Here is a 21,452-nt window from a genome sequence, read left to right on the forward strand (position 1 = left end):
CGCTCTCCGGATCAGTTGGCGGGCGCGCTCAGTGAAAAGGGCGCGTCGGCGGGGGCGCTGCCCCATTCCTTGTTCGGCGTCGGCCCCATGACGAAACTCAGCGTGCCGCCCTGTTCCAGCGCGTCATGCGTCAGATACGTCTTGGCGTGCGGTTTGCCGTTGAACGTGACGGACTGCACATAGACGTTTTCCGGGCTGTTGTTCTCCGCCACGATGCGCAGCGTCTTGCCCGTCGGCATCTGCAGCGTGACGTCCCGGAACAGCGGGCTGCCGATCGCATATTGCCCTGTCGCCGACGCGACCGGATAAAAGCCGAGCGCGGAGAAAACGTACCAGGCCGAAGTCTGGCCGTTATCCTCGTCGCCCGGATAGCCGTCGGGCGCCGGTGAGTAGAGCTTCGCCATGATGTCGCGCACATGATATTGCGTCTTCCACGGCGCGCCGGCCCAGTCATAGAGATAGGGCATGTGCTGGATCGGCTGGTTGCCGTGCGCATATTGCCCCATGTCGACGATCTGCATCTCGCGGATCTCGTGGATCACCTGGCCGTAATAGCTGTCGTCGAAGATCGGCGGTCGGGTGAAGATCGAATCGAGCCGGTCGACGAACTTGTCGCGCCCGCCCATCAGGTTGATCAGCCCCTGCGGGTCCTGCATCACCGCCCAGCTATAATGCAGCGCGTTGCCCTCGGTGAAGGCGTCGCCCCATTTGTACGGGTTGAACGGCGTCTCCCACGACCCGTCCTTGTTGCGGCCGCGGATCCAGCCGCTTTCCGGATCGTAGAGCCTGCGGTAATTCAGCGCCCGTTCGGCATATTTCTTCGCATCGGCGTCCTTGCCGAGCGCCTTCGCCATTTGCGAGATGGAAAAATCGGCCGTGGCATATTCCAGCGTGCGCGCCGCATTCTCGTTGATGCCGACATCATAGGGGACATAACCCAGCCGGTTGTAATATTCCGCACCCTCGCGCCCCACCGCGTTCACGACGTTGCCGCGCTTGTCGGTCGGCCGCCCCTCGCTGGTCGTCGCGTTCTTGATCATCGCTTCATAGAGCGTCTCGGCATCGAAGCCGCGCACGCCGTTGACATAGGCGTCGGCGATCAGGTTCGCGGAATTCGACCCGATCATCACGTTGCGATAGCCGGGGCTCGCCCATTCGGGCAGCCAGCCGCCCTCCTGATAGGTGTTGACCAGCCCCTGCATGATGTGGCTGTCCAGTTCCGGATACATCAGCGCGAAGAAGGGAAAGACCGCGCGCCAGGTGTCCCAGAAACCGTTGTCGGTGAACATGTACCCGTCATGCACCTTGCCGTCATACGGGCTGTAATGGACGATCTTCCCGTCGGCGCCCTTTTCATAGAATTTGCGCGGAAATTGCAGCATCCGGTACAGCGCCGAATAGAAGGTGCGCGCATTTTCCCGCTGCGGATTCCGGATGCGGATGCGCGACAGCTCCTTTTCCCACGCGGCCTTCGCCTTGGCCCTGGTCGCCTCGAAATCGTCGCTGCCGATTTCGGTGCGCAGGTTGCGCAGCGCCTGTTCGGGGCTGATGAAGGACGACGCCACCTTGACGTGGACCTGCTCGCCTTCATCCGTCCTGAAGCTCACCACCGCGCCGACATGGTCGCCTTCGCGCGTGCGGTCGGCGGTCAGTTGGCCGTTGTCGTCCCAGGTGCGCGTGACGGTGAAGTCATGGTCGAACTCGGCGACGAAATAGTTGTGGAAATTGTCCGGCACGCCGCCGTGATTGTTGCGGACATAGCCGATGATGCGCCGGTTTTTCGCATCCACCTTGACCATCGACCCGCCGGCCAGGCCGTCGAGCAGGATATGCGCATCGTCGCTGTCGGGAAAGGTGAAGCGGAATTGCGCGGCACGCGCGGTCGGCGCGACTTCGGCCGTCACGTCATAGTCGGCGAGATAGACCTTGTAGGAATAGGGATGCGCCACCTCGGCCTTGTGGCTGTACCAGCTTCCACGCTCCTCCTGCTCGATCTTGAGCGGCCCCGTCTCGGCAAACAGCGAAAAGGCGGCGTAATCGTTCATCCACGGGCTGGGCTGGTGCGTCTGCTTGATGCCGTTGATCTTTTCGGCGTCGTAGGTGTAGCCCCAGCCGCTTCCCGGCTCGCCCGTCACCGGCGTCCAGCTATTCATGCCGAACGGCACGGTTACCGCCGGATAGGTATTGCCATAGGACAGCCGGTAGCTGGAATCGGTTCCCATCAGCGGGTTGACGAGGTCCGCCAGCACCGGCTGCGCGTCCGCGCCGGCCGATGCCGACTGCGCCAGTGCGGTGGGCGCGCCGGCGCCGCCAAGGGTCAGCGCGGCAGCCGCGGTGCCGAGCGCCATGCGCCTGATCGTTTTCACTAGAGCTTCTCCCCTTCTGCCGGTCACTGCGGCAACGGGCGCGGCTTCACGCCCTCGTTCGTCATTTTCACCGGACGGATCGTCCCGTCCGCGTTGAAGTTCATCCGGTCGATGGCGAGCTGCCGGTGCTCGCCCTTCGTCTCGTCCAGCGGACGGCGGTGATAGGCGATATACCAGTCGTCGGTGCCGGGAATGTTGACCACCGAATGATGCCCCGCCCCGCGCGCGATCTCAAAGTCCTGGGTCAGGATCTTCCCCATCGGCTTGAACGGCCCCGTCGGCGAAGGCCCCATGGCATAGGCGACCGAATAATCGGGGCCGGTCCAGCCGCCCTCCGACCACATCAGGTAATAGACGCCCTTGCGCTTGATGACGAAAGAGCCCTCGACATAGCCGGGCGGCGTGATTTCCTTGAAGGTGCTGCCGTCCGGGAATGTCTCGACCGAACGCAGATCGTCGGAAAGGCGCACCACGTTGCAGTGCTGCCAGCCGCCATAATAGAGATAGACCTGCCCGTCGTCGTCGCGAAACACGAACGGGTCGATCGGCTGCGCGCCATTGTGGAAGGCGGAGATCAGCGGCTTGCCGATCGCATCCTTGAACGGCCCGCCGGGATCGTCCGACACCGCCACGCCGATGCCGCCGGTCTCGCCGTCCTTCTGAATATCGTTGGCGCCGAAGAAAAGGTAATATTGGCCGTCCTTCTCGATCGCCGAGGGCGCCCACACGGCATAGGCCGCCCAGGAAACATTCTCGACGTCCAGGACGTGCTCGTGCTTGGTCCAGTGGACGAGGTCGGGCGAGGAAAAGGCGTTGAAGAAGGTCTGGATGCCATAGGACGGCCGGACCATCTTGTTCTCGCGCAATTGTTTCTGCGCGTCGCTGAAATGCTTCGACCGGTCGGGCGTCTTATAATCGTCCGAATAGGTGGGATAGATCCAGTATTGCCCGTCGAAGACCCGGATTTCGGGATCGGCGTACCAGCCCTTCACGATCGGATTGTCGGCGAGCGCCGGAACCGCGGCCAGCGCACACAGGGCGCCGATCGCAACCGTCGAAAATTTCAGCCTCATACTGCTTCGGCCCCCCGCGGCCCAGGTGATAAAAGGATGGGACGGCCGGCCGTGGCGGGCCGTCCCAGGTTGGGGATGCTCTAAACCAGGTCAGAAATTGTACGAAACACCGACATAGGCCCGCCGCCCGGAATAGGCGTTCGAGATGAACCGTGCCTTTGTGTCGTTTCCGAGATGCTGACGCTGCTCCGACTTGGTCAGGTTGATGACCGAGGCAGTCAGTTGAACGTTTTCGAACAGAGCGTACGAAGCGTTCAAATCCACCTGTTCATACGGATCCGAATAAATGTTCAGCCCGGACGAAAGTCCCCCGACAACCTCGCCCCGACGATTGTAGGACGCACGCAGCAGCACCGGGCCGTGCTCGTAGAATATCGAGGCATTGACCTGCGTCTTGGCGCTTCCGACCAGCGGTGACGTGCCGACCTTTTCTCCGTTCAGGCTGACATCCGCAACGGACGTGTCGTTGTAGGTGAAGTTCACCTGCGCACCCAGCCCGAAGTCGAGCGTGTGCTGCGCATAGAGTTCGATGCCCTGCGACACCGCCGATGATCCGTTCGCCTGCGTCGAATATTGCTGGACCGTCACCGTTTCGCCGGCGACTTCCTGCTGCACGTCCAGCACCAGCGGCACGATGAAATCGCTCACATCCTTGCGGAACGCCGACGCGCCGATCACCGATCCGGGCTGGAAATACCATTCCACGCCAATGTCGTACTGCCATGCGTTGAACGGCTTCAGGTCAAAATTACCGCCATTGCCGAACCAGCCGGGCAGCGCGCCGTACTGCGCCCGATCGAACACGAACGGGTCCGCGTTGAAGGTCAGCGAGCGCGCACCGGCCAGATCGCCGTAGCCGGGACGCGAGATCACCTTCGACACCGCGCCGCGGACCAACAGGTCAGGCGTTACGTTCCACGCGATGTTGAAGCTCGGCAGGACGTTCGTGTAGCTCTTCGATTCCGAATTCTGGTCATAGACCCGCACCTCGCGCTGATCTTGCGGGATCACGAGACAGTTGCCGTCTTCACCTACGGGCTTGTTGGGATCGAACGGGCCGTCCGGGCCGTCTACGCAATAATCGTTTTCGTAATAGAGCGTATCGGTCGAAACGCCGTTTTGCTTGGTGTTTACAACCCGCACGCCGATATTGCCGCGGATGGTGTCGGTCTTGTAGTTGAGCTGGGCATAGCCCGCCCAGATCCGCTCGCCGATATCGTACCGGTTCTGCGGCTCGGGCACGCGGATCGGCCCGTTATACGTCTCGTTCAGATACGAGATGTAGTTTTCCATGTTGATCGCCGGGAAGGCGTTCGTCTCGAACCCGCCGGCGATATTGCCGAGCGACTGGGGATAGAAGAATTCCGGCAGTGCCAGCGCGCCACCCGGCGTATCCTGGAAGCGCAGCGTGTTGGCCGCGTCCGAATACCATTCGAACCTTCCGGTTTCGCGGTGGATCGACGTATCGCGCCATTTGGCGCCGGCCTGGATCGAATCGATGAACGAGTCGAAATGCCGCGTGACGTCGACCTGAGCATAGCGGTGCGACAGCGTGCTGTTGGAAAAGCCCGAACCGGTCGACCCAAGGTCGATCTGCGCGGTGCCGTCGAGCATGTTCTGCAACACGTCGGGCGAGAATTCCATCGCCAGACCCTGGTTGGTGAAATTCCACCCGCTGAAGAGATTGCCGTTGTCGTTGCCGTTGCGCGGCTTGGCCTGCGCGAAGAACTGAAACGACGGACCACCCTTCGACTTCGTCTTGCCCAGCGCGAAATGAACGTCGAGGCTGTCGGTGTTCCAGTCGCCCTGCACGTCATAGGTGTTGGAGACGCTCTTTTGACGCGTCAGCGTGTTTTGCGGCGCGGGCGTTTCCATCGTGCAAAGATTCGAATTGTCCGCGGTGGGTTCGCGGCATTCGGTGCCTTCGGGCGGAACCTCGAACGACGCGCCGGTAAAGATCGTGCCGCTGGGGTCCAGCGTCGCACCGGTGAAGAAATTGCCATAGCCCCATTCCGGGATCTTGACGGTGCTCGACTTGTAATCGCCGTCCAACTGGAACCGGAAATAGTTCGCCGTGATCGTCAGGTTGTCGAACGGCTTCATCTGGGCGGTCGCCTGGATGCCGAGCCGCTTGCGCTTCTGGTCGAAGATGTTCGCGTCGACCGATTGCGGCGCCCAATAACCGCTATAGTGCTGACCGTCGCGCGTCGTCACCCCCTCGCCCGGCCAATAGGCAATGCCGTCATTGTCCGCGAGCGAATTGCCGTTGACGTCGGTCGCGGGCGTGATGATGTCGCCATTCTCGTCGCGGTCGCTCCACCAGTGCCAGGCCGATCCGTTGGAACTCAGCGTGCGGTTGGTCCGCTCCTGATAGGTGGCGCCGACCAGAAAGCCGAGCCGCTCGCTCGGGTCCTTCCACGAAAGCAGGCCGGAGATGTTCGGTTCGACCTTTTCGGTAACGTCGGCATATGTGCCTTCCACCGAAATGTTTCCCGACCAGGGCTCGAGATCGAACGGCTTGCGCGTGTGATTGATGATGACGCCGCCGACACCGCCCTCGTCGAGCCGTGCCTCGGAAGATTTGTACACTTCGACGCTGCCGATGAAGGTGGACGGCAGCAGCAGGTAATCGAATGAACGCGACGGATTGTCGCCGCTCGACGCGATGAAGTTGCCGTTGAGTTCGGTGAGCGTCAGATCGGAACTGAGTCCGCGGATGCTGACGCGACTACCCTCGCCGCCATCGCGGGTGATGACGACACCCGGCACGCGCTGCAGGGAATCGGCGACGTTCTTGTCGGGGAACTTGCCGACATCCTCTGCCGTGATGACGTCGATAAATGCGTTCGCCTCACGCTTCTGCGTAAGGCTTTCCTCGATCGACTGGCGGTAACCGGTCACGACGATCTCGGAGCCGGTAGGCGCGGCGGCCTGCCCGGCCGGCGGCTGGTTCGAAGGCGCGTCCTGCGCCGGCACCTGCTGGTCCTGCGCGTTGGTCGCCGCCGCGTCCTGCGCGTGTGCAACGCCTGCGAAACCCACGACGGCGCTCGCCGTCAGCATCAGATTTCGGACCAGGCGCTCGCGCCCGCTCAGCGTCGATAGGTGAAACTGTCCTGCCCTTTTCATGCCTTCCCTCCCTGGTTTCGGGACGCTCCCCGTCCCAACTGCGCGTGGCTCAGTTTGCTTACCGGGCGGTCGCCCGTGAGCCATCGAGCAGGACTTCATAATATAAAAAGCAATTTGTCAAATGAATGTTTCAGCTTTGCGTCGGAATGCACCAGGGCTGTTGCACAGGTTCAACAACGGGCGCATTTCCGCCGATTTCCGCATGGTGACGACAGATCGCCCGCCGCGACTGGTTTGCGCGGCGGCCAGGTCGTTTCGGGCGATCGGCGACGTCCGGGAAGTTATTCTCGCGACTCTGCCGGCCACAGCGGCGCGGCGATCCGCGACAGCGTTTCGGCCGGCGCCTTCGGTTCCGCCCGGTCATAGGTCAGCAGGCCGTTGATCTCGTCCTCGACATCGGTCGTCTGCGTATAGACCGCCGCGCTCAGGCCCGCCGCCTTCGCCTGGCGAATCACCTCGTCCATCTTGCGGCGGAAGCGGGCGACATAGTCCGCTTCGTCCCGCGCCACCTGATAGCCCCAGTTCTTCTTGCCGGGGCGCCAGATATGGCCGTCGACCGGAAGGCCGATGCCGCCATATTCGCCCAGCACCAGCGCCCGGTTGGCCTGATGCGCCGGCGTCTTCGGCACGTCTTCATAGGTGTGGATGTCATATACGTCCGAAATCTCGGGCGCGACGTCGACCCAGCCCGAATCGGCATCGATCAGGCGGCTGGGATCGAGCCCCTTCACGAAGCGCGCCAGCGTCGCCGAATCATATTCGCCCCACCCTTCGTTGTTGATCACCCACAGCACGATCGACGGAAAGGCACGCAGGTCGCCGATCATGTCGGACAGTTCCTTCTGCTGCTGCGCCATCGTTTCGGACGGGAAGACCGCCTGATACTGGCTGGTGCCGGCCAGGAACTGATCCTCGCCGCCGCCCGACGGCATGTCCTGCCAGATCAGCATGCCCAGGTGATCGGCGTCGTAATAATAGCGCGCCGGCTCCACCTTGATATGCTTGCGCACCATGTTGAACCCTGCCTTCTTCAGAAAGACGAGGTCGTATTTCATCGCCGCTTCCGACGGCGGCGTATAGAGCCCGTCCGGCCACCAGCCCTGGTCGAGCGTACCGTTCTGGAAGACCGGCTTGTTGTTGAGCAGGATCGCGGGCTGGCCCTTCACCCGGCCCGGCCCGATCGAGATCTTGCGCATCGCGAAATAGGCATCGACGCTGTCGCGCGGCGCGCCCGTCACCTGCGCATCGGCATAGACTGCGCTCTCATGCGCGGTGAAGCGCGAGTCGTAGGCCGCGCGGTCGCGCTCCTTTTCCCCGGCATAGGGATCGCGCACCGTCACCAGCTCCGCCTTCAGGTCGTAGAGATAGGGATCGTCGGGCGACCAGAGGTGCGCATCCGGAATTGGGAGCGTCGCCCGGCGATTGGCGCGGATGATCGTGGAGGCGACCGGCTTGCCCCCGGCGCTCGCGGTCAGCCGGACGGCGTCGGTATCGCTCGCCCAGCCGCTCAGCGCGACGGCGATGTCGACGACCCCGCGATCGATGTCCGGCGTCGCGCGCACGTCGGCGATATGGAGTTCGGGCACCGGCTCCAGCCACACCGTCTGCCAGATGCCGCTGACGGCCGTGTACCAGATGCCTGCGGGATCGAGGATCTGCTTGCCGCGCGGCTGCGTGCCCGCGCTGGTCGGGTCGGTGACCTGGACGACGAGTTCGTTCTCGCCCGGCTTCAGATAGCGGGTGATGTCGAAACCGAAAGTGTCGAAGCCGCCCTTGTGCGAACCGACGACGGAACCGTTGACCAGGATCGTCGCGGCATAATCGACCGCGCCGAAATTCAGCATGACGTGTTCGCCGCGCCAGTCGGCGGGCACGGTGAAGCTGCGGCGATACCAGATGCGGTCGTCGGGCGTCACCTTGCGGGCCACGCGCGACAGCTTGGATTCAACGGGGAACGGCACCAGGATGCGGCCGTCCATGCGCTCCGGCCGGGCGTCCGCCTTCGGCGCGATCGCATAATCCCACAGGCCGTTCAGGTTTTTCCACCGCGCGCGCTTCATCTGCGGACGGGGATAGCTCCGCCACGCATTGTCGGGCGTCACCTCCCTGCCCCAGCGCGTCGTCAGGTCGCTGGTATAGACATGGTCCGCGCCCGGCGTCGCCGGCTGGGCGTGCGCCATCGCCGGGGCAAGCGCGAGAAGCGGGATAATGGCGGTCAGGCTGCGCACGATGTTCTCCCTATTTCGGCGCTGGTCGCGCCCTGATGATGTTGGAGCCCGGGATCCTGTGGAGAGGGCCAGGTCGTTTCCCGGGCTCCGACCTCCGCACAAGGGTGGGGGGTGGCGGAGGTATGCTTGCCGGCGCCTCAGGGCCGGGACGACATGGACGGCGGCGCTGCGTCGGGCGCGGCGCCCCATTTCCGGTTCGGCTGCGGCCCCATGGTGAAGACGAAGGTCGCCCCGTCCTTGATGTCGTCATGGCTGAACCACGGCTTGTTCCACGGCTTTCCGTCGAGCGTCGCGGACTGGATATAGACGTTTTCGGACGAATTGTTCTTCGCCACGATGCGAAGCGTCTTGCCGTTGCCCATATCCAGGTTCACGTCATCGAAGACGGGGCTGCCGATGATATAGGTCTGGCTGGACGGATCGACGGGATAGAAGCCCATCGCGCTCAGCGCGTACCAGGACGATGTCGCGCCCTGGTCGTCCATGCCCGGATAGCCGTAACCGGCGGCGTCGCTGCCATAGGTCCGGTCGAGGATCTTGCGCACCAGTGCCTGCGTCTTCCAGGGCTGCCCGCTCCAGTTGTAATAATAAGGCGCCTGCTGGTCGGGCTGGTTGCCCTGCACATATTGCCCGATCAGCCCGGTACAGTCGCGGCAGATGCCGGTCGGGTCATAGGGCTTGGTGAAGAAGGTATCGAGCTTGGCGTTGAACGCCTCGCGGCCGCCGATCAAGTCGATCAGGCCCTGCACGTCGTGCGGCACCAGCCATAGCGTCGACCAGCCCGAGGCTTCCTTCATCATGAAATTGTAATAGGGCTCTTCCGGGTCGAACGGAGAGATCCACGCGCCGTTTCCGGTCCGTCCGCGCATGAACCCGATCGACTTGTCGAACACGTTGGCATAGTTGTGCGCGCGTTTCAGGAACATGCCGTAATCATCGGTCTTGCCGAGCTTTTTCGCATATTGCGCGAGCGCGTAATCGTCCCAGGCATATTCCAGCGTGGTCGCGACCCCGGCCTTGCCGCCCGCATAAGGCGGGCTGGGATTGTGATCGGGCACGATGTCCGAAATCCAGCCCTGCTTCATATATTCGGCCAGGTAGCCGCGCGGCCCCTTGGGGTCGGTCGCGTTCTTGCGCAGATATTCATACGCCGCCTCATAATCGAACGGGATGCCCCGCTCCCACGCGCCGAGATAGAGGAACACCGCATTGTCGCCGTGGAAGGAGGTGTTCATGAACCCTTTTTCACGCGCCATGTCGAGTTCGGACGCCATGATGTTCTGGACGACCTTCGGCTCCATCAGCTCCAGCAGGACGATCTGGTTGCGGCCGGTATCCCAGAACGGCACCGGGCCGTAGCGGTCATGCTCGGCGACCTTCACCTTGCCGTTGGTGTCGGCGAACTTCTCGCCCTTGGCGGCGATCAGGCGCGGCGAGGCGAAGGACTGGAACAGCGTCGAATAGAACAGCTTACGCTGCTTCTCCGTCCCGCCGGACACGCGCACGCGGTCCAGCAGGTTGGCCCATTCGCCGCGCGCGGCGGCGTGGACACGGTCGAAATCCCAGCCGGGCACTTCATCGCGCAGCCGCTGCTCGGCCTGTTCATAGCTGGTGCCGTGCGCCATCTTCATCAGCACCTGCTCGCCGGCCTGCGTGCTGAAATCGACATAGCTGCCGGCATAGCTGCCCGACATGGTGCGCGCGCCCGGATCGACGTCGCTGACGCCGATGCCCCAGCCCTGGTTGTCGCCCGGCGCCTTGCGAAAGGTGCCCAGTCCGGTGAACGGTTTCGAGAATTCCGCGACGAAATAGGCGCCGTCGGTGCTGTGGCTGTCCTTCGACTTGCCGCGCACGGTCCGATCGCCGACCACCTCGATCTCGCCGCCATGGCGCGGAAAGTTGATGATGACGTGCGACCGCTCGCTTTCGGGAAAGGTGAAGCGCATCACGCTGGCCCAGCGCGTCGCCGTCATTTCCGCCTTGGTGTCGAACGTGTTCAGATAGACCGAATAATAGCCCGGCGACGCCTTCTCGCGCGCCTTGTCGTACCAGGACTGGCTATAGGCGGGCGGCGGCGACCAGTCGCCCACCACCGGCATGATGATCGGTTCGGCATTGCCGCCATAGGTCGGCCCGCCGCCGCCGGTGAAACCGATCATCGTCGGATTGGTGTAGTAATAGGGAACGGGAACGCCGTTCGGATAGCTCAGCTCGATATTGTTGTTGACCGGCGATGCGGCGACCGATCCGTGCGGCAGGCGCGCACCCGGCGAGGTCTGCCCGGAATAGACCGGTTCGCCCGGCGGCGGCGCGTTGCCGATCACGTCCGGGTCGTCCAGCGGCGCAGTGCCGACGAGCGGGTCGGCAAGCGCTACCGGCGATTGCCCTGTGTCGCGCGGCGCGGCGGCAGGAGCGCCCTGGGCCAGCGCGAGCGGGGAGGAGAAGGATAGACCAATTCCGACAGCCGCCGACACGAATGCCGACCCGTTCCGCAAATGCGCCCCGTTCGAGCGCCTCGATCCCGCATTCCACCGCTTCATCATCGCCTCCCCTGCCATTTCTGCCCGTCGGCGCGGACACTCTATCGGCTGCTGGCCAGAACGATAAATAAACCAATTTGCTTGTCAAATTAAAAGTCGCAGCCGCCAAAGGCCGATGACCGCCGGCACCACAGCATTGCACAGCGTTGCGCGCGCCGCGAAAAGGTGCGACGCGCGGTATCCGGCGCTAAAGGCGAATCCGATCAGCTTTGATCGTCATGCCGAACGTGTTTCAGCATCCACTTTCGTCTTGCTCCGCTGGCGCTTGTTGATCGGTGGCCCCTGAAACAAGTTCAGGGTGACGAACGTGTTCAGAGCTGATCGATTTCACCTCTAATATTCCTGCTGTGCCGCTTCGCTCGCGCCGCCGGGTGCTCCTTGGCGGGGCGCGGCGGCACCGGTCGCGCGATCAGTGCGGCGACACTTCCCGCTTGTCGACATCGCGCACCGGCGCGCGCGCGGCGCGCAGGCCGAAGGTCGCGATCACGATATAGCAGACCATCGGCACCAGGAAGGCGATGAAGCGGCTGCCGCTCGCATCCGCCACCTGAGCAAAGACCAGCGGCACCAGCGCGCCGCCGACGATCGCCATGCACAACAGTCCCGACGTGGCGGAGGACGGCGCGGTCGAGCGCTCGATCGTCAGGGAGAAGATCACCGGGAACATGATCGAATTGAACAAGCCGATGGAGATCGCCAGCACGCCCGCCACGGGGCCGGTCACCTGGCTGACGGTCAGGCACATCAGCGCCGCCAGGCCCGCCGCGGCGGAAAGAAGCGGCCCCGCCGGCAGCTTGTAGAGCAGGCCCGATCCGATGAAGCGCCCCACCATCGCGCCCAGCCAGTACAGGCTGACGAGGCTTCCCGCCCGCACCGCCGTCACCGCCAGCACGTCGGGCTGCTCCAGGAAGTTCACCATGGTACTGCCGATCGTCACCTCCGCACCGACGTACAGGAAGATCGACAGCGCCCCCGCCAGCGCCCAGGGCGAGGAAAAGGCGCTCGACACCTTCGTGCCCACCTCGGGCGGCGGTGCCGCGGCGGTGATGCGGCCGCGCACGCGGTACAGGAACAGCGCCAGCACGCCGATCACCACGGCGATGAAGATGTAGGCGACGTCGATCCGGCCGAGCGAATAGGCGATCTTCGCCTCGGTCACCGGACCCCCGTCGAACAGGCCGCCCTGCAACAGGGTACGCGCGGCGAGATAGGGCGCGACGACGGTGCCGAGCGAATTGAACGCCTGGCTGAGGACGAGGCGGAAATGCGACTTTTCAGGGCTGCCCAGCGCCGCCGACAGCGGGTTGGCCGCCACCTGCAGCAAGGTGATGCCGGACGCGATGATGAACAATCCCGCCAGCACGATCGGATAGGCCTGGACGAAGGTCGCCAGCGGCATGACGAGGCAGCCGACAATCATCGTCGCCAGCGCAACGATCAACGAATTGGCCGCGCCCAGGCGCCCCATCAGCGCGGCAGCCGGCAGCGATACGACGCCGTAGGCCATGAAGAAGGCGAACTGGGTGAGAAAGCTTTCCGTGTCGGTGAGCGAGAAGATCTCCTTCACCGCCGGGATCAGGATGTCGTTGACCGCGGTCACGGCACCCCAGATGAAGAACAGCATCGTGATATAGGCGAACGTCCAGCCCGAGCCCGCGCGATTATCCTTCATCATACCTCCCTAAAACCCGACTCGGTTCCGAACGCCGACGCGCGCCTATACCGGCACCTGCGCGCCCGTGAACAGGCCCCGGCGCGAAAATCCTGCGCGCGCGCCGTCCCCTGTCCATCGGCACAGGCGTGCGGCCGACGCGCCGCTTCGATATCCGCCGGCAGGCGACGTTCGTCCGCAACGGCGCGGATCGTGTAGCCGGCCGCACCCATGGTCAAGGCGATAACGAAAATTAATTTATTTGTTCGCCGCGACCCGTTATCCGGGGTGCAGACGAAAAGATCCAGACGGATGGTCGCCGCACGGGAGAGAGAGCAATGCCGGACCATATCCACGCTTCGACACTGCCGGAGGGCCGGCACCGCGCCGGCGGCGCCACGCTAGCCGCGGCGATCGGCACGGCAGCGCTGGCCGGCCTGCTGTTCGGCTTCGACACCGCCGTGATCGCCGGCGTGACCGGCGACCTCACGGACCTGTTCCGCCTGACGCCCGAAACGCTGGGCATCACGGTTTCGGCCGCTTTATGGGGGACGCTCGTCGGCGCATTGGGCACCGGCAAGCCCGGCGACGCCCTGGGCAGCCGGAACTGCCTGCGCGTGCTTGCGGCATTCTATTTCATCGCCGGGCTCGGCTGCGCGCTCGTCTCCGCATGGGTGCCGTTCCTCGCCTTCCGCTTCGTCTGCGGCCTCGCAATCGGCGGCTCGTCGGTGCTCGCACCGGTATATATCGCCGAAATCGCCCCGCCCCGGCGGCGCGGGCTGCTCGTCGGCCTGTTCCAGCTCATGATCGTCATCGGCATTCTCGTCGCCTATCTCAGCAATGCCGTGATCGCCGGCCTGGTCGAAGGCGACGCCGCCTGGCGGTGGAAGCTGGGCGTGACGGCGGCGCCCGCCCTCCTCTTCTTCGTCCTCCTGTTCGCCATCCCCAACAGCCCGCGCTGGCTGATGGTGAAGGGACGCCGCGAAGAGGCCGCGGCCGCGCTCGCCCGCATCGGCATGTCCGCTCCGGCTGCGGCGGCGGAACTGGCGGGCGTGGAGCGGGCGCTGGAACGCGATCCGCCCGACGAGAAACTGTCCTGGCGCCGCCACCGCCGCCCGATCATGCTCGCCATCCTGGTCGCCATGTTCAACCAGCTCGCCGGCATCAATGCCGTCCTTTATTATCTCAACGATATTTTCGCCCGGGCCGGATCGCTGTCGCCCGACCGGCAGGCCGTCCTCATCGGCGTCGCCAACCTCGTCTTCACGCTGGTCGGCATGGCGTTGATCGACCGGCTGGGGCGAAAGACGCTGCTGCTGATCGGCGCGGCGGGCATGACGCTGTGCCTCGGCACCGCGGCGGGCGTGATGTTCGACCTGTTGCGGTCGCCGTGGATGCTTCCCGCGCTCGCCGGTTTCATCGCCTTCTTCGCCACCAGCCAGGGCGCCGTGATCTGGGTCTATATTTCCGAAGTGTTCCCCACGCCGGTGCGCGGACGGGGCAGCGCGCTCGGCGCCAGCACCCATTGGCTGATGAACGCCCTGATCGCCGGCGTCTTTCCGGTGCTGGTGGCCTGGTCGCCCGGCGCCCCGTTCGCGATCTTCGCCGCCGCCATGGTGGTGCAGTTCATCGTCGTCGCGACCTTCTTTCCCGAAACGCGCGGCGTCGACCTCGACGACATGGCACAGCGGATGGAGCGGCGCTGACCGCGCCCTCCTGCGTCCGTGCCGCCGGTCCTCAGCGACCGGCCTGCATCAGGATCGATTCGGACGGCAGGACATGGTCGAGGAACGGAATGATCGCGGCGCCGATGGCGGAGGCGTCATCGGCCGTCTCCCCCCGCCGCACCGGCGCCACGGCCGGCAGGTCGCGCTCGGCCATCCGCGTGTTGAGCCGGTCGACCAGGCCGTCGGCCAGCTTGCCGGGCAGGCGCCCGCCGATCAGGATGGCCGACGGATTGATCAGGCAGTTCACCGCGATCAGCGGCGGCATCAGCACCTCGGCCGCGTCGTCCAGCCAGGCGGTGATCACGGCGTCGCGTTCCGGCGATCCCTCGACCAGCGCCCGGGGCCGCTCGACGGCATGGCCGGCCGCCTCCAGACGCGCATACAGGGCCGACAGGGACACGGTGTCCTGAACGTTCGCGCCTTCCCCGCCCCTGGGATCGGGCATGGCCCAGATCTCGCCGGACCGGGAATCGGCGCCGCGGACATAGCTGCGGTCGATCACCAGGCCGCCGCCCAGGCCGGCGCTGATCAACAGATAGAAAAAGCTGGGCAGCGCGATGCCGTTGCCGAGATGCGCCTCGCCCAGCGCGGCCGACGCCGCGTCGTTGTCGGCGTAAAGCGGCCAGGGCAACACCTCATGCAACAACGCGCCGAGGTCGATGCCGTCCCACGCATCATAGTCCTTCGGCCGGTGCGGCAGGCTGATACGGCCCAGGTCGTCGGGAAGCGCGATCCCCACGCCCAGCACGCGGTCGCGGTCGATTCCGCCGGCTTCCAGCAATTTCGGCAGCACGTCGCGAATATACTCGACCACTGCGCCGGGAAGCGCAAAGGCGATCTCGCAGGTCTGCCGGCTGCGGATCTTCCCCGCCAGGTCGAGCGTCACCATGGTGATATGGTCGCGGTCGATGTTGAGGCCGATCGCAAAGGCGCCGTCGGGATTGATGACGATCCGCATCGCCGGCTGGCCCCGCCTGCCCTGCAGCCGTCCCGCCGGGGTCACCAGATCCAGATCGGCCAGGCGCTTGGTGATGTTGGCGATCGTCGGCGCGGTCAGCCCGGTCACGCGCGCCAGTTCGCTCCGCGTCGTTTCTCCCGCCAGGCGGATCGCCTGCAACACGATACGCTGATTGTAATCGCCGGCGCGTTCCAGGTTGGTGCCGGAAAGGCTCAGGGTCAGGCGCGCGGTGCGGCTGTCGCTGCCGTTGGTGACCGGCTGGCGGCGGCCGGGGCCCGGAATGCTGAACGTCATCTGGAAATCGTCTCCCAGTGCGAAGGAATGCTCACCCCCCCTGCTAGGGCATAAAGCCGAACCAGCATAGCGTTTTAATAATCTCGATTTCTTAATATGGCGGAATCGCCGCGCGCGATCCAATCACCAGCGGGCGGGCCTCACCGGCTGGTCCCCCGTTCCGCAAAGCCCCGCAACCGCATCTATGTGTCCCCGCGAAGGCGGGGACCCAGACCGGGCTCCCGCCTTCCGCGGGAGCACAAGAAGGTGGAACAAGACGCCCAGGGCGCCGACGCGTCACACATGGTCGCGCGGGATGGCGCAGTTCCAGGTCCGGCAAAAGACGCGACCGTCGCCCTCATAGGCGTCCAGTTCGCCCTGCAGGTAGAAATTGGCGTCGTCCGACGTCATCCGCGTATGCGTCCGCGTGCGGATGCGCCAGTCGTCACGCGCCATGCTGCGATGCCATTCGGTCTCGCCGGCCACCGAGTGGACGTCGTTGTCCTGCACGCGGTAGCGTTCGACCGCGCGCGTGCCGACGACGAGGCCCGTCGCTTCGTGGTGGTGCACGCCGCGATTGTCGACGACCTCCAGCACCGATTCGTCGGTCGCCAGGTCGCGGTGGACGAACCAGTCGTGCCGTTCGGGCTCCAGCAGCTCGCGCGCGTTCGGCCGCGCCATCTGCGGTTTGCCCAGCGAACGGATATCGTCGTCCTCCGCGCGCGGCTCGCGCACCGGCACCTCGAGGACGCTGTCGGCAAGGTGCACGTCGAGGAAGAACGGCTCCGGCGACGGCCATGCGAGCGGCCAATAGGAGGTCGACAGCGACAGGCGCAGCCGGTGCCCCGCCGGGATCACCTGCCCGATATTGTTGAGCTGGATCTCCACCGTTTCCGGCTCGCCCGGCTCCATCGGTTCGGGATGCTGGCGACTCTTGCGATGCGTCAGGTTGAGCAGGCCGAAGGTGAAGCGCGTTACCGATCCGTTGGGCAGCACGTCGCACAGCCGCGCCGCGATCATCGCCACGGGCCGGTCCACCGCCACGCGCAGGCGGAGCTTCGCCGCGCCCAGTATCTCGATCGGACGGTCGAGCGGCCTGGTCTGGAAAACCAGCGCGCCCCCATCTTCCTGGCGCTGGTCATGGGCGAGATCGGGTCCGGAGGCATAGGAACACCATTTGCCCGCGAACAGCCCGGTGGTGAGCGGCGACCGGATCGTCTCCTTCGCCGGCTCCGGCGCGCCGATGTCGCCGTCCGCCGGCAGCAGCCGGCCGCGCCGCAGGGCGAACGCCCGGTTCCCGATCTTGGGCGACGGCCAGCTATCCTCGCCCACCCATCGGCCGGTGCGTTCGGTATAGCTGGTCGTCGGCGGCTCGCTGTCCTGCATGTAGGCGAGGAGCTGCGGCCCATCCATCGCGCCGTTGTCCTCGCCCTTCAGCCAGTGATCCCACCAGCGTTTCAGCTCGCCCAGAAAGTCGATCGCCGGCCCCGGACTGCCGAGGTGGGGATAGGTATGCGCCCACGGGCCGACCAGCCCGCGACGCGGCACGTCGAGATGTTCGAGCAGGCGGAACACCGAATTGGTATAGCCGTCCGCCCAGCCGCTGACCGTCATCACCGGGATGTCGATATCGGCATAGTTCTCGCACACCGACCCGTGCCGCCAATAGGCGTCGCGACGCTGGTGGCGCAGCCATTTCTCCAACCAGAAGCCGCTGCCCTCCAGCCGGTCGAACCACATCTTGCGCCACTTGTCGCCGACCAGCGCGGGATCGGGCGGCAGGCTGTTATAGGCGAACATCACCGACGCCCAGGACAGGTTGTCGCCCAGCACGCAGCCGCCCATGTGATGCACGTCGTCGGCATAGCGATCGTCGGTCGCCGAACAGGCCATGATCGCCTTCAGCGGCTTCGGCCGGAGCGCGGCGATCTGCAGCGCGTTGAACCCGCCCCAGCTTATCCCCATCATCCCGATATTGCCGTCGCACCAGGGCTGCGCCGCGATCCAGTCGAGGATCGCGACGCCGTCCTGCAGTTCCTGCGCCAGATATTCGTCGGTCAGCACCCCTTCGGATTCGCCGCTGCCGCGAATGTCGACGCGCACGCAGGCATAGCCGTGGCCCGCCATATAGCCGTGCGTCATCTCGTCGCGCGGGGCGGAGCCGAACCGCTTACGATAGGGGATATATTCCAGGATCGCGGGCACCGGCCTGCCATGGGCGCAGGCCGGCATCCAGATCCGCGCCGACAACGCCACGCCGTCGGCCATGCGGATGACGACATGATCCTGGATTTCGACGCTTTCGGGGAAATCATCGATAAAGGTCATTGCGGCGCGGGTGCCGTCAGATCGACCTCGAAGGGCAGGCAATCCATCATATCGGTATATTTGTCGACGAGTTCCTCGTTGCTGCGCCCGCCGATGAAGATGTCCGCCACCTCGAAGCTGTAGCTGTCCTGAAAGGCCAGGTGCGACAGGCGCTGCCCTTCCTCGACCAGCACCTGCACCATCGCTTCCGGATAGCGCGTCTGCATGTGGTGGATTTCCGTTGCCGACGGCACGCGCTTGATCTTGCCGTCCTGGAACAGGCGGACCATGAACTTGGCGGCATAGGGCCAGTCGCCGGCGCCCTTTTGAAATTGCGGCCGCCGCCCGAGCGCAAGGTCGAGTCCGATCTTCTGATGGCTGCGCCCGTCGACGTCGCGGAACAGCGGCGCATGGCTCTTGGACAGGCGCGTATTCACCTCCAGCAGGCTGATCCGGTCGCTTTCCCGGTCCCAAAAGAACTCGACGTTGAAGGCGCTATTGTCGAGGCCGACATGCCTCAGATATCTCTTCGTCGTCTCGCTCATGCGCTCGATCAGCTCGCTCGGCAGAGCGGACGGATATTCGTAGCGGGAGAAGGAAGAGCCCGCGCCGCCTTCGCGCACGCTGTCGACCGCGCCATAGACGACCACGTCGCCGTCGAAGGCATAGCCTTCCAGCGTCACCTGCGCATCGGCCGCGATGCTTTCCTCGGCAATGCAGTGGCGACCGCCGATATTCTTCAGATCCTCGGGCATGTCGACCTTGTCGAGGAACTCGTTGAACGGGTCGCCGAACAGGCCGATCCCCTCGCGGATCGCCTGGATCGCGGTGTTGAAATCCTCCTCGCCCGATATCTTGAAGCCGAGATAGGAGGAGTGGGATACGAACGGCTTGATCCAATAGGGATATTTCAGATCAACCTGCGACCGCGGATCGTCGGCGAACGGATCGACCGCGCAATAGCGGGTCGATGCCTCGGGGATGACCTTCTCCATCTCGCGCCGCGCCCAGTATTTGTGCTCCAGCGTCGCGACCGATTCCAGGCTCGGGCCCGGCAGGCCGTTGCGCTTCGCCAGCATCGGGCCGAGGCAGGCGCCGGGAAAGTCCCAATAGTTCAGGATGCCGTCGGCCGGGCCGTATTCGTCCATCCGCTGTTCGGCGAGCTGGATCAGGTCGTGCAGCTTGAACGGGCCGTCGACATTGACCGCCTCGTCCGCGCTGAGCGCCTCGTGGAACTCGATGTCCTCATCGCCCACCAGGGCGTCCAGCATCTCGAGGTTAAAGGGCTCCAGCCCGATGACAAAGACTTTCTTCATGGCGCGATACGGACCCCTCGGCGTGATTTCTCAACGACTTCGCAGAGCCTCGTCAATGCGTATGACCGGGCTGTGTTCCGCCGGGCGCGCGAATTTCGACAGGGCGGGCCGAATCGCCGCACGGTCGGGCGCGGCGCGTGCGGGCGGCGATTACCGCCCGCCGGTGATGAAGCGATAGACCATTGTGTTGCGATAGAGCTGGCCTGGGTCGAGCCGCGCCGATCCGAAATCGGGCCGGTTGGGCGTATCGGGAAAGCGTTGCGGCTCCAGCGCCACGGCGTCGCCCTGGCGATAGAGGCGATCCGACTTGCCGGCAATCGTTCCGTCGAAATGGTTGGCCGTATAGAATTGCAGGCCCGGCTGGTCCGACCAGAGTTCAAAGCCGCGCCCGGATTCCGGCTCGCGCAGCTCGGCGATGCGGCGCAGTCCGTGGTCCCCGGCCGGGGACAGCACGAAATTGTGGTCATAGCCGCCGACCATGGCGATCTGCGGTTCGTCGGCGTTGCGGATATGCTCGGCGATGCGGCGCGGCGTGCGGAAATCGAACGAGGTGCCGGCCACGCCGCTGACCTCGCCCGTCGGGATCAGGTCGTGCCCCACGGGCGTGATCGCATCCGCCGCCACCGCCAGCAGGTGCCCCAGTGCGCTGCCGCTGCCTTCGCCGGCAAGGTTCCAATAGGTATGGTTGGTCAGGTTGACGATCGTCGGCGCATCGGTACGCGCGGCATAAGCGATGGTCAGCCGTCCGGCATCGTCGAGCGAGAACCGCGCCGTCACCGAGAGCATGCCGGGAAAGCCCATGTCCCCATCTGCGCTTTCCAGGCGCAGCGTCACCGAAGGCTCCGGCGCACCGGCCGTCTCCACCACGTCCCACAGCCGCTTGTCGAAACCTTCCGGACCGCCGTGCAGGACGTTCGCACCTTCGTTGGTCGCGATCCGGTGCGTCTCGCCGTCCAGAGTGAAACACCCCCCGGCGATGCGATTGGCATAGCGGCCGATCGTGGCGCCGAGATATTGCGGCTCGTCCAGATAGCGCTGGAGGTCGGGATAGCCCAGCGCGACATCGGCGGCCTCTCCGCGCCGATCGGGCAGCATCAGCCGTTGCAGCGTCGCGCCATAGGTGATGATCGTCGCCTCGATCCCGTGACCGTTGGAAAGCGTGATCGCCTCCACCACCCGGCCGCCGGGCAGCGTGCCGAATGATTCCCGCCGCAATTCCGTCATCGCCGCTCCTGGTTCGCGCCCGCTGCATACCGGGCCCTGATCGCATGCGGCCCCGCCAGCCGGCCGCCAATGGCGAACGGCTACAGCAACACGGCGCGGCACTCAAACACGGCGATGGGAGCAAATGGGTCGCCCAGGCCGTTGCCGAGGGCATGAGCAGAGCATTCGTAAAGGAAGACAGCGACGCGCCGCCGCCCCCGCCGCGCCCGCGCCGGATCAGCGACGCGCCCAATCTGGTGACCGAACGCGGTGCGGAGCTGATCGAGCGGACCGTCGCCCGGCTGGAAGCGGACCTTGCCGACGCCGATGACACCGACCGTCCCCTCATCGAGCGCGACCTCGATTACTGGCGCGTGCGCAAGAGCAGCATGCGTATCATGCCCGCGCCCGACGCGCCCGATACGGTCGCGTTCGGCATTACCGTGACCCTCTCGCGCGGCGGTCGGCGCGAACGCCTGCGGATCGTGGGCGAGGACGAGGCGGAACCGCGCTCGGGCCGCATCGCCTGGACGTCGCCGCTCGCCCGCGCGATCGACGGGCTGGAGGTCGGCGACGTCACGCAATTCGTCGCGGGCGGGAAGGAACAGGACCTCGAAATCCTGGAAATCGTGAACGCCCCCGACGCCTGACCACGAAGCATCGCCGCTCCCGACACGCGGGATT

The 21,452-nt window shown here is 65.0% G+C and carries 12 protein-coding genes; 2 read left to right on the top strand and 10 right to left on the bottom strand.

Translation table 11 applies throughout. The features are described from left to right. Nucleotides 1-11 precede the first annotated feature (11 nt). The 6 genes from RPR59_RS10585 to RPR59_RS10610 all read right to left on the bottom strand — a co-directional run bounded on the left by RPR59_RS10585 (nt 12) and on the right by RPR59_RS10610 (nt 13,005). Complete coding sequence (locus RPR59_RS10585; RefSeq protein ID WP_313918468.1) at nt 12-2,348, bottom strand: GH92 family glycosyl hydrolase; 2,337 nt, start codon at nt 2,346-2,348, stop codon at nt 12-14. Nucleotides 2,349-2,389: 41 nt separating this feature from the next. Beyond that, nucleotides 2,390-3,439, bottom strand: a complete 1,050-nt coding sequence (locus tag RPR59_RS10590) for a glycoside hydrolase family 43 protein (RefSeq protein WP_313913815.1) — start codon at nt 3,437-3,439, stop codon at nt 2,390-2,392. 90 nt (nt 3,440-3,529) lie between these two features. Next, the gene (locus RPR59_RS10595; RefSeq protein ID WP_313913817.1) at nt 3,530-6,565 is read right to left on the bottom strand and encodes a TonB-dependent receptor; all 3,036 of its coding nucleotides are present in this window, start codon (nt 6,563-6,565) and stop codon (nt 3,530-3,532) included. A 281-nt stretch (nt 6,566-6,846) separates the two neighbouring features. Continuing rightward, nucleotides 6,847-8,793: a glycoside hydrolase family 2 protein gene (locus RPR59_RS10600; RefSeq protein WP_313913819.1), complete on the bottom strand. Its 1,947-nt coding sequence runs from the start codon at nt 8,791-8,793 to the stop codon at nt 6,847-6,849. A gap of 137 nt (nt 8,794-8,930) precedes the next feature. Continuing rightward, entirely contained in the window at nt 8,931-11,336 is a 2,406-nt protein-coding gene (locus RPR59_RS10605) for a GH92 family glycosyl hydrolase (protein ID WP_313913822.1), read from the bottom strand. Between the two features lie 406 nt (nt 11,337-11,742). After that, nucleotides 11,743-13,005: a sugar MFS transporter gene (locus tag RPR59_RS10610; RefSeq protein ID WP_313913824.1), complete on the bottom strand. Its 1,263-nt coding sequence runs from the start codon at nt 13,003-13,005 to the stop codon at nt 11,743-11,745. 317 nt (nt 13,006-13,322) lie between these two features. On the opposite strand from RPR59_RS10610, the gene RPR59_RS10615 reads away from it, so the two are divergent. Next, nucleotides 13,323-14,690, top strand: a complete 1,368-nt coding sequence (locus RPR59_RS10615; RefSeq protein WP_313913826.1) for a sugar porter family MFS transporter — start codon at nt 13,323-13,325, stop codon at nt 14,688-14,690. 31 nt (nt 14,691-14,721) lie between these two features. Here RPR59_RS10615 and RPR59_RS10620 read toward each other — a convergent pair whose 3' ends face one another. The 4 genes from RPR59_RS10620 to RPR59_RS10635 form a co-directional block, all read right to left on the bottom strand. Next, a complete protein-coding gene (locus RPR59_RS10620) occupies nt 14,722-15,963 on the bottom strand; it encodes an ROK family transcriptional regulator (protein ID WP_313913828.1) in 1,242 nt (413 codons plus the stop codon). Nucleotides 15,964-16,239: 276 nt separating this feature from the next. Then, nucleotides 16,240-18,270, bottom strand: a complete 2,031-nt coding sequence (locus RPR59_RS10625) for a CocE/NonD family hydrolase (RefSeq protein ID WP_313913830.1) — start codon at nt 18,268-18,270, stop codon at nt 16,240-16,242. Next, nucleotides 18,267-19,565: an ATP-grasp domain-containing protein gene (locus RPR59_RS10630; protein ID WP_313913832.1), complete on the bottom strand. Its 1,299-nt coding sequence runs from the start codon at nt 19,563-19,565 to the stop codon at nt 18,267-18,269. The genes RPR59_RS10625 and RPR59_RS10630 overlap by 4 nt, the downstream gene beginning before the upstream one ends. 150 nt (nt 19,566-19,715) lie before the next feature. Continuing rightward, nucleotides 19,716-20,789: an aldose epimerase family protein gene (locus RPR59_RS10635; RefSeq protein ID WP_313913835.1), complete on the bottom strand. Its 1,074-nt coding sequence runs from the start codon at nt 20,787-20,789 to the stop codon at nt 19,716-19,718. A 44-nt stretch (nt 20,790-20,833) separates the two neighbouring features. Here RPR59_RS10635 and RPR59_RS10640 point away from each other — a divergent pair, with 44 nt between their 5' ends. Further along, on the top strand, nt 20,834-21,418 hold the full coding sequence (locus tag RPR59_RS10640) for a GreA/GreB family elongation factor (protein WP_313913837.1): 585 nt from the start codon (nt 20,834-20,836) through the stop codon (nt 21,416-21,418). Nucleotides 21,419-21,452: the final 34 nt, after the last annotated feature.

This window comes from Stakelama saccharophila (genome assembly GCF_032229225.1).
Lineage (GTDB): Bacteria > Pseudomonadota > Alphaproteobacteria > Sphingomonadales > Sphingomonadaceae > Sphingomonas > Sphingomonas saccharophila.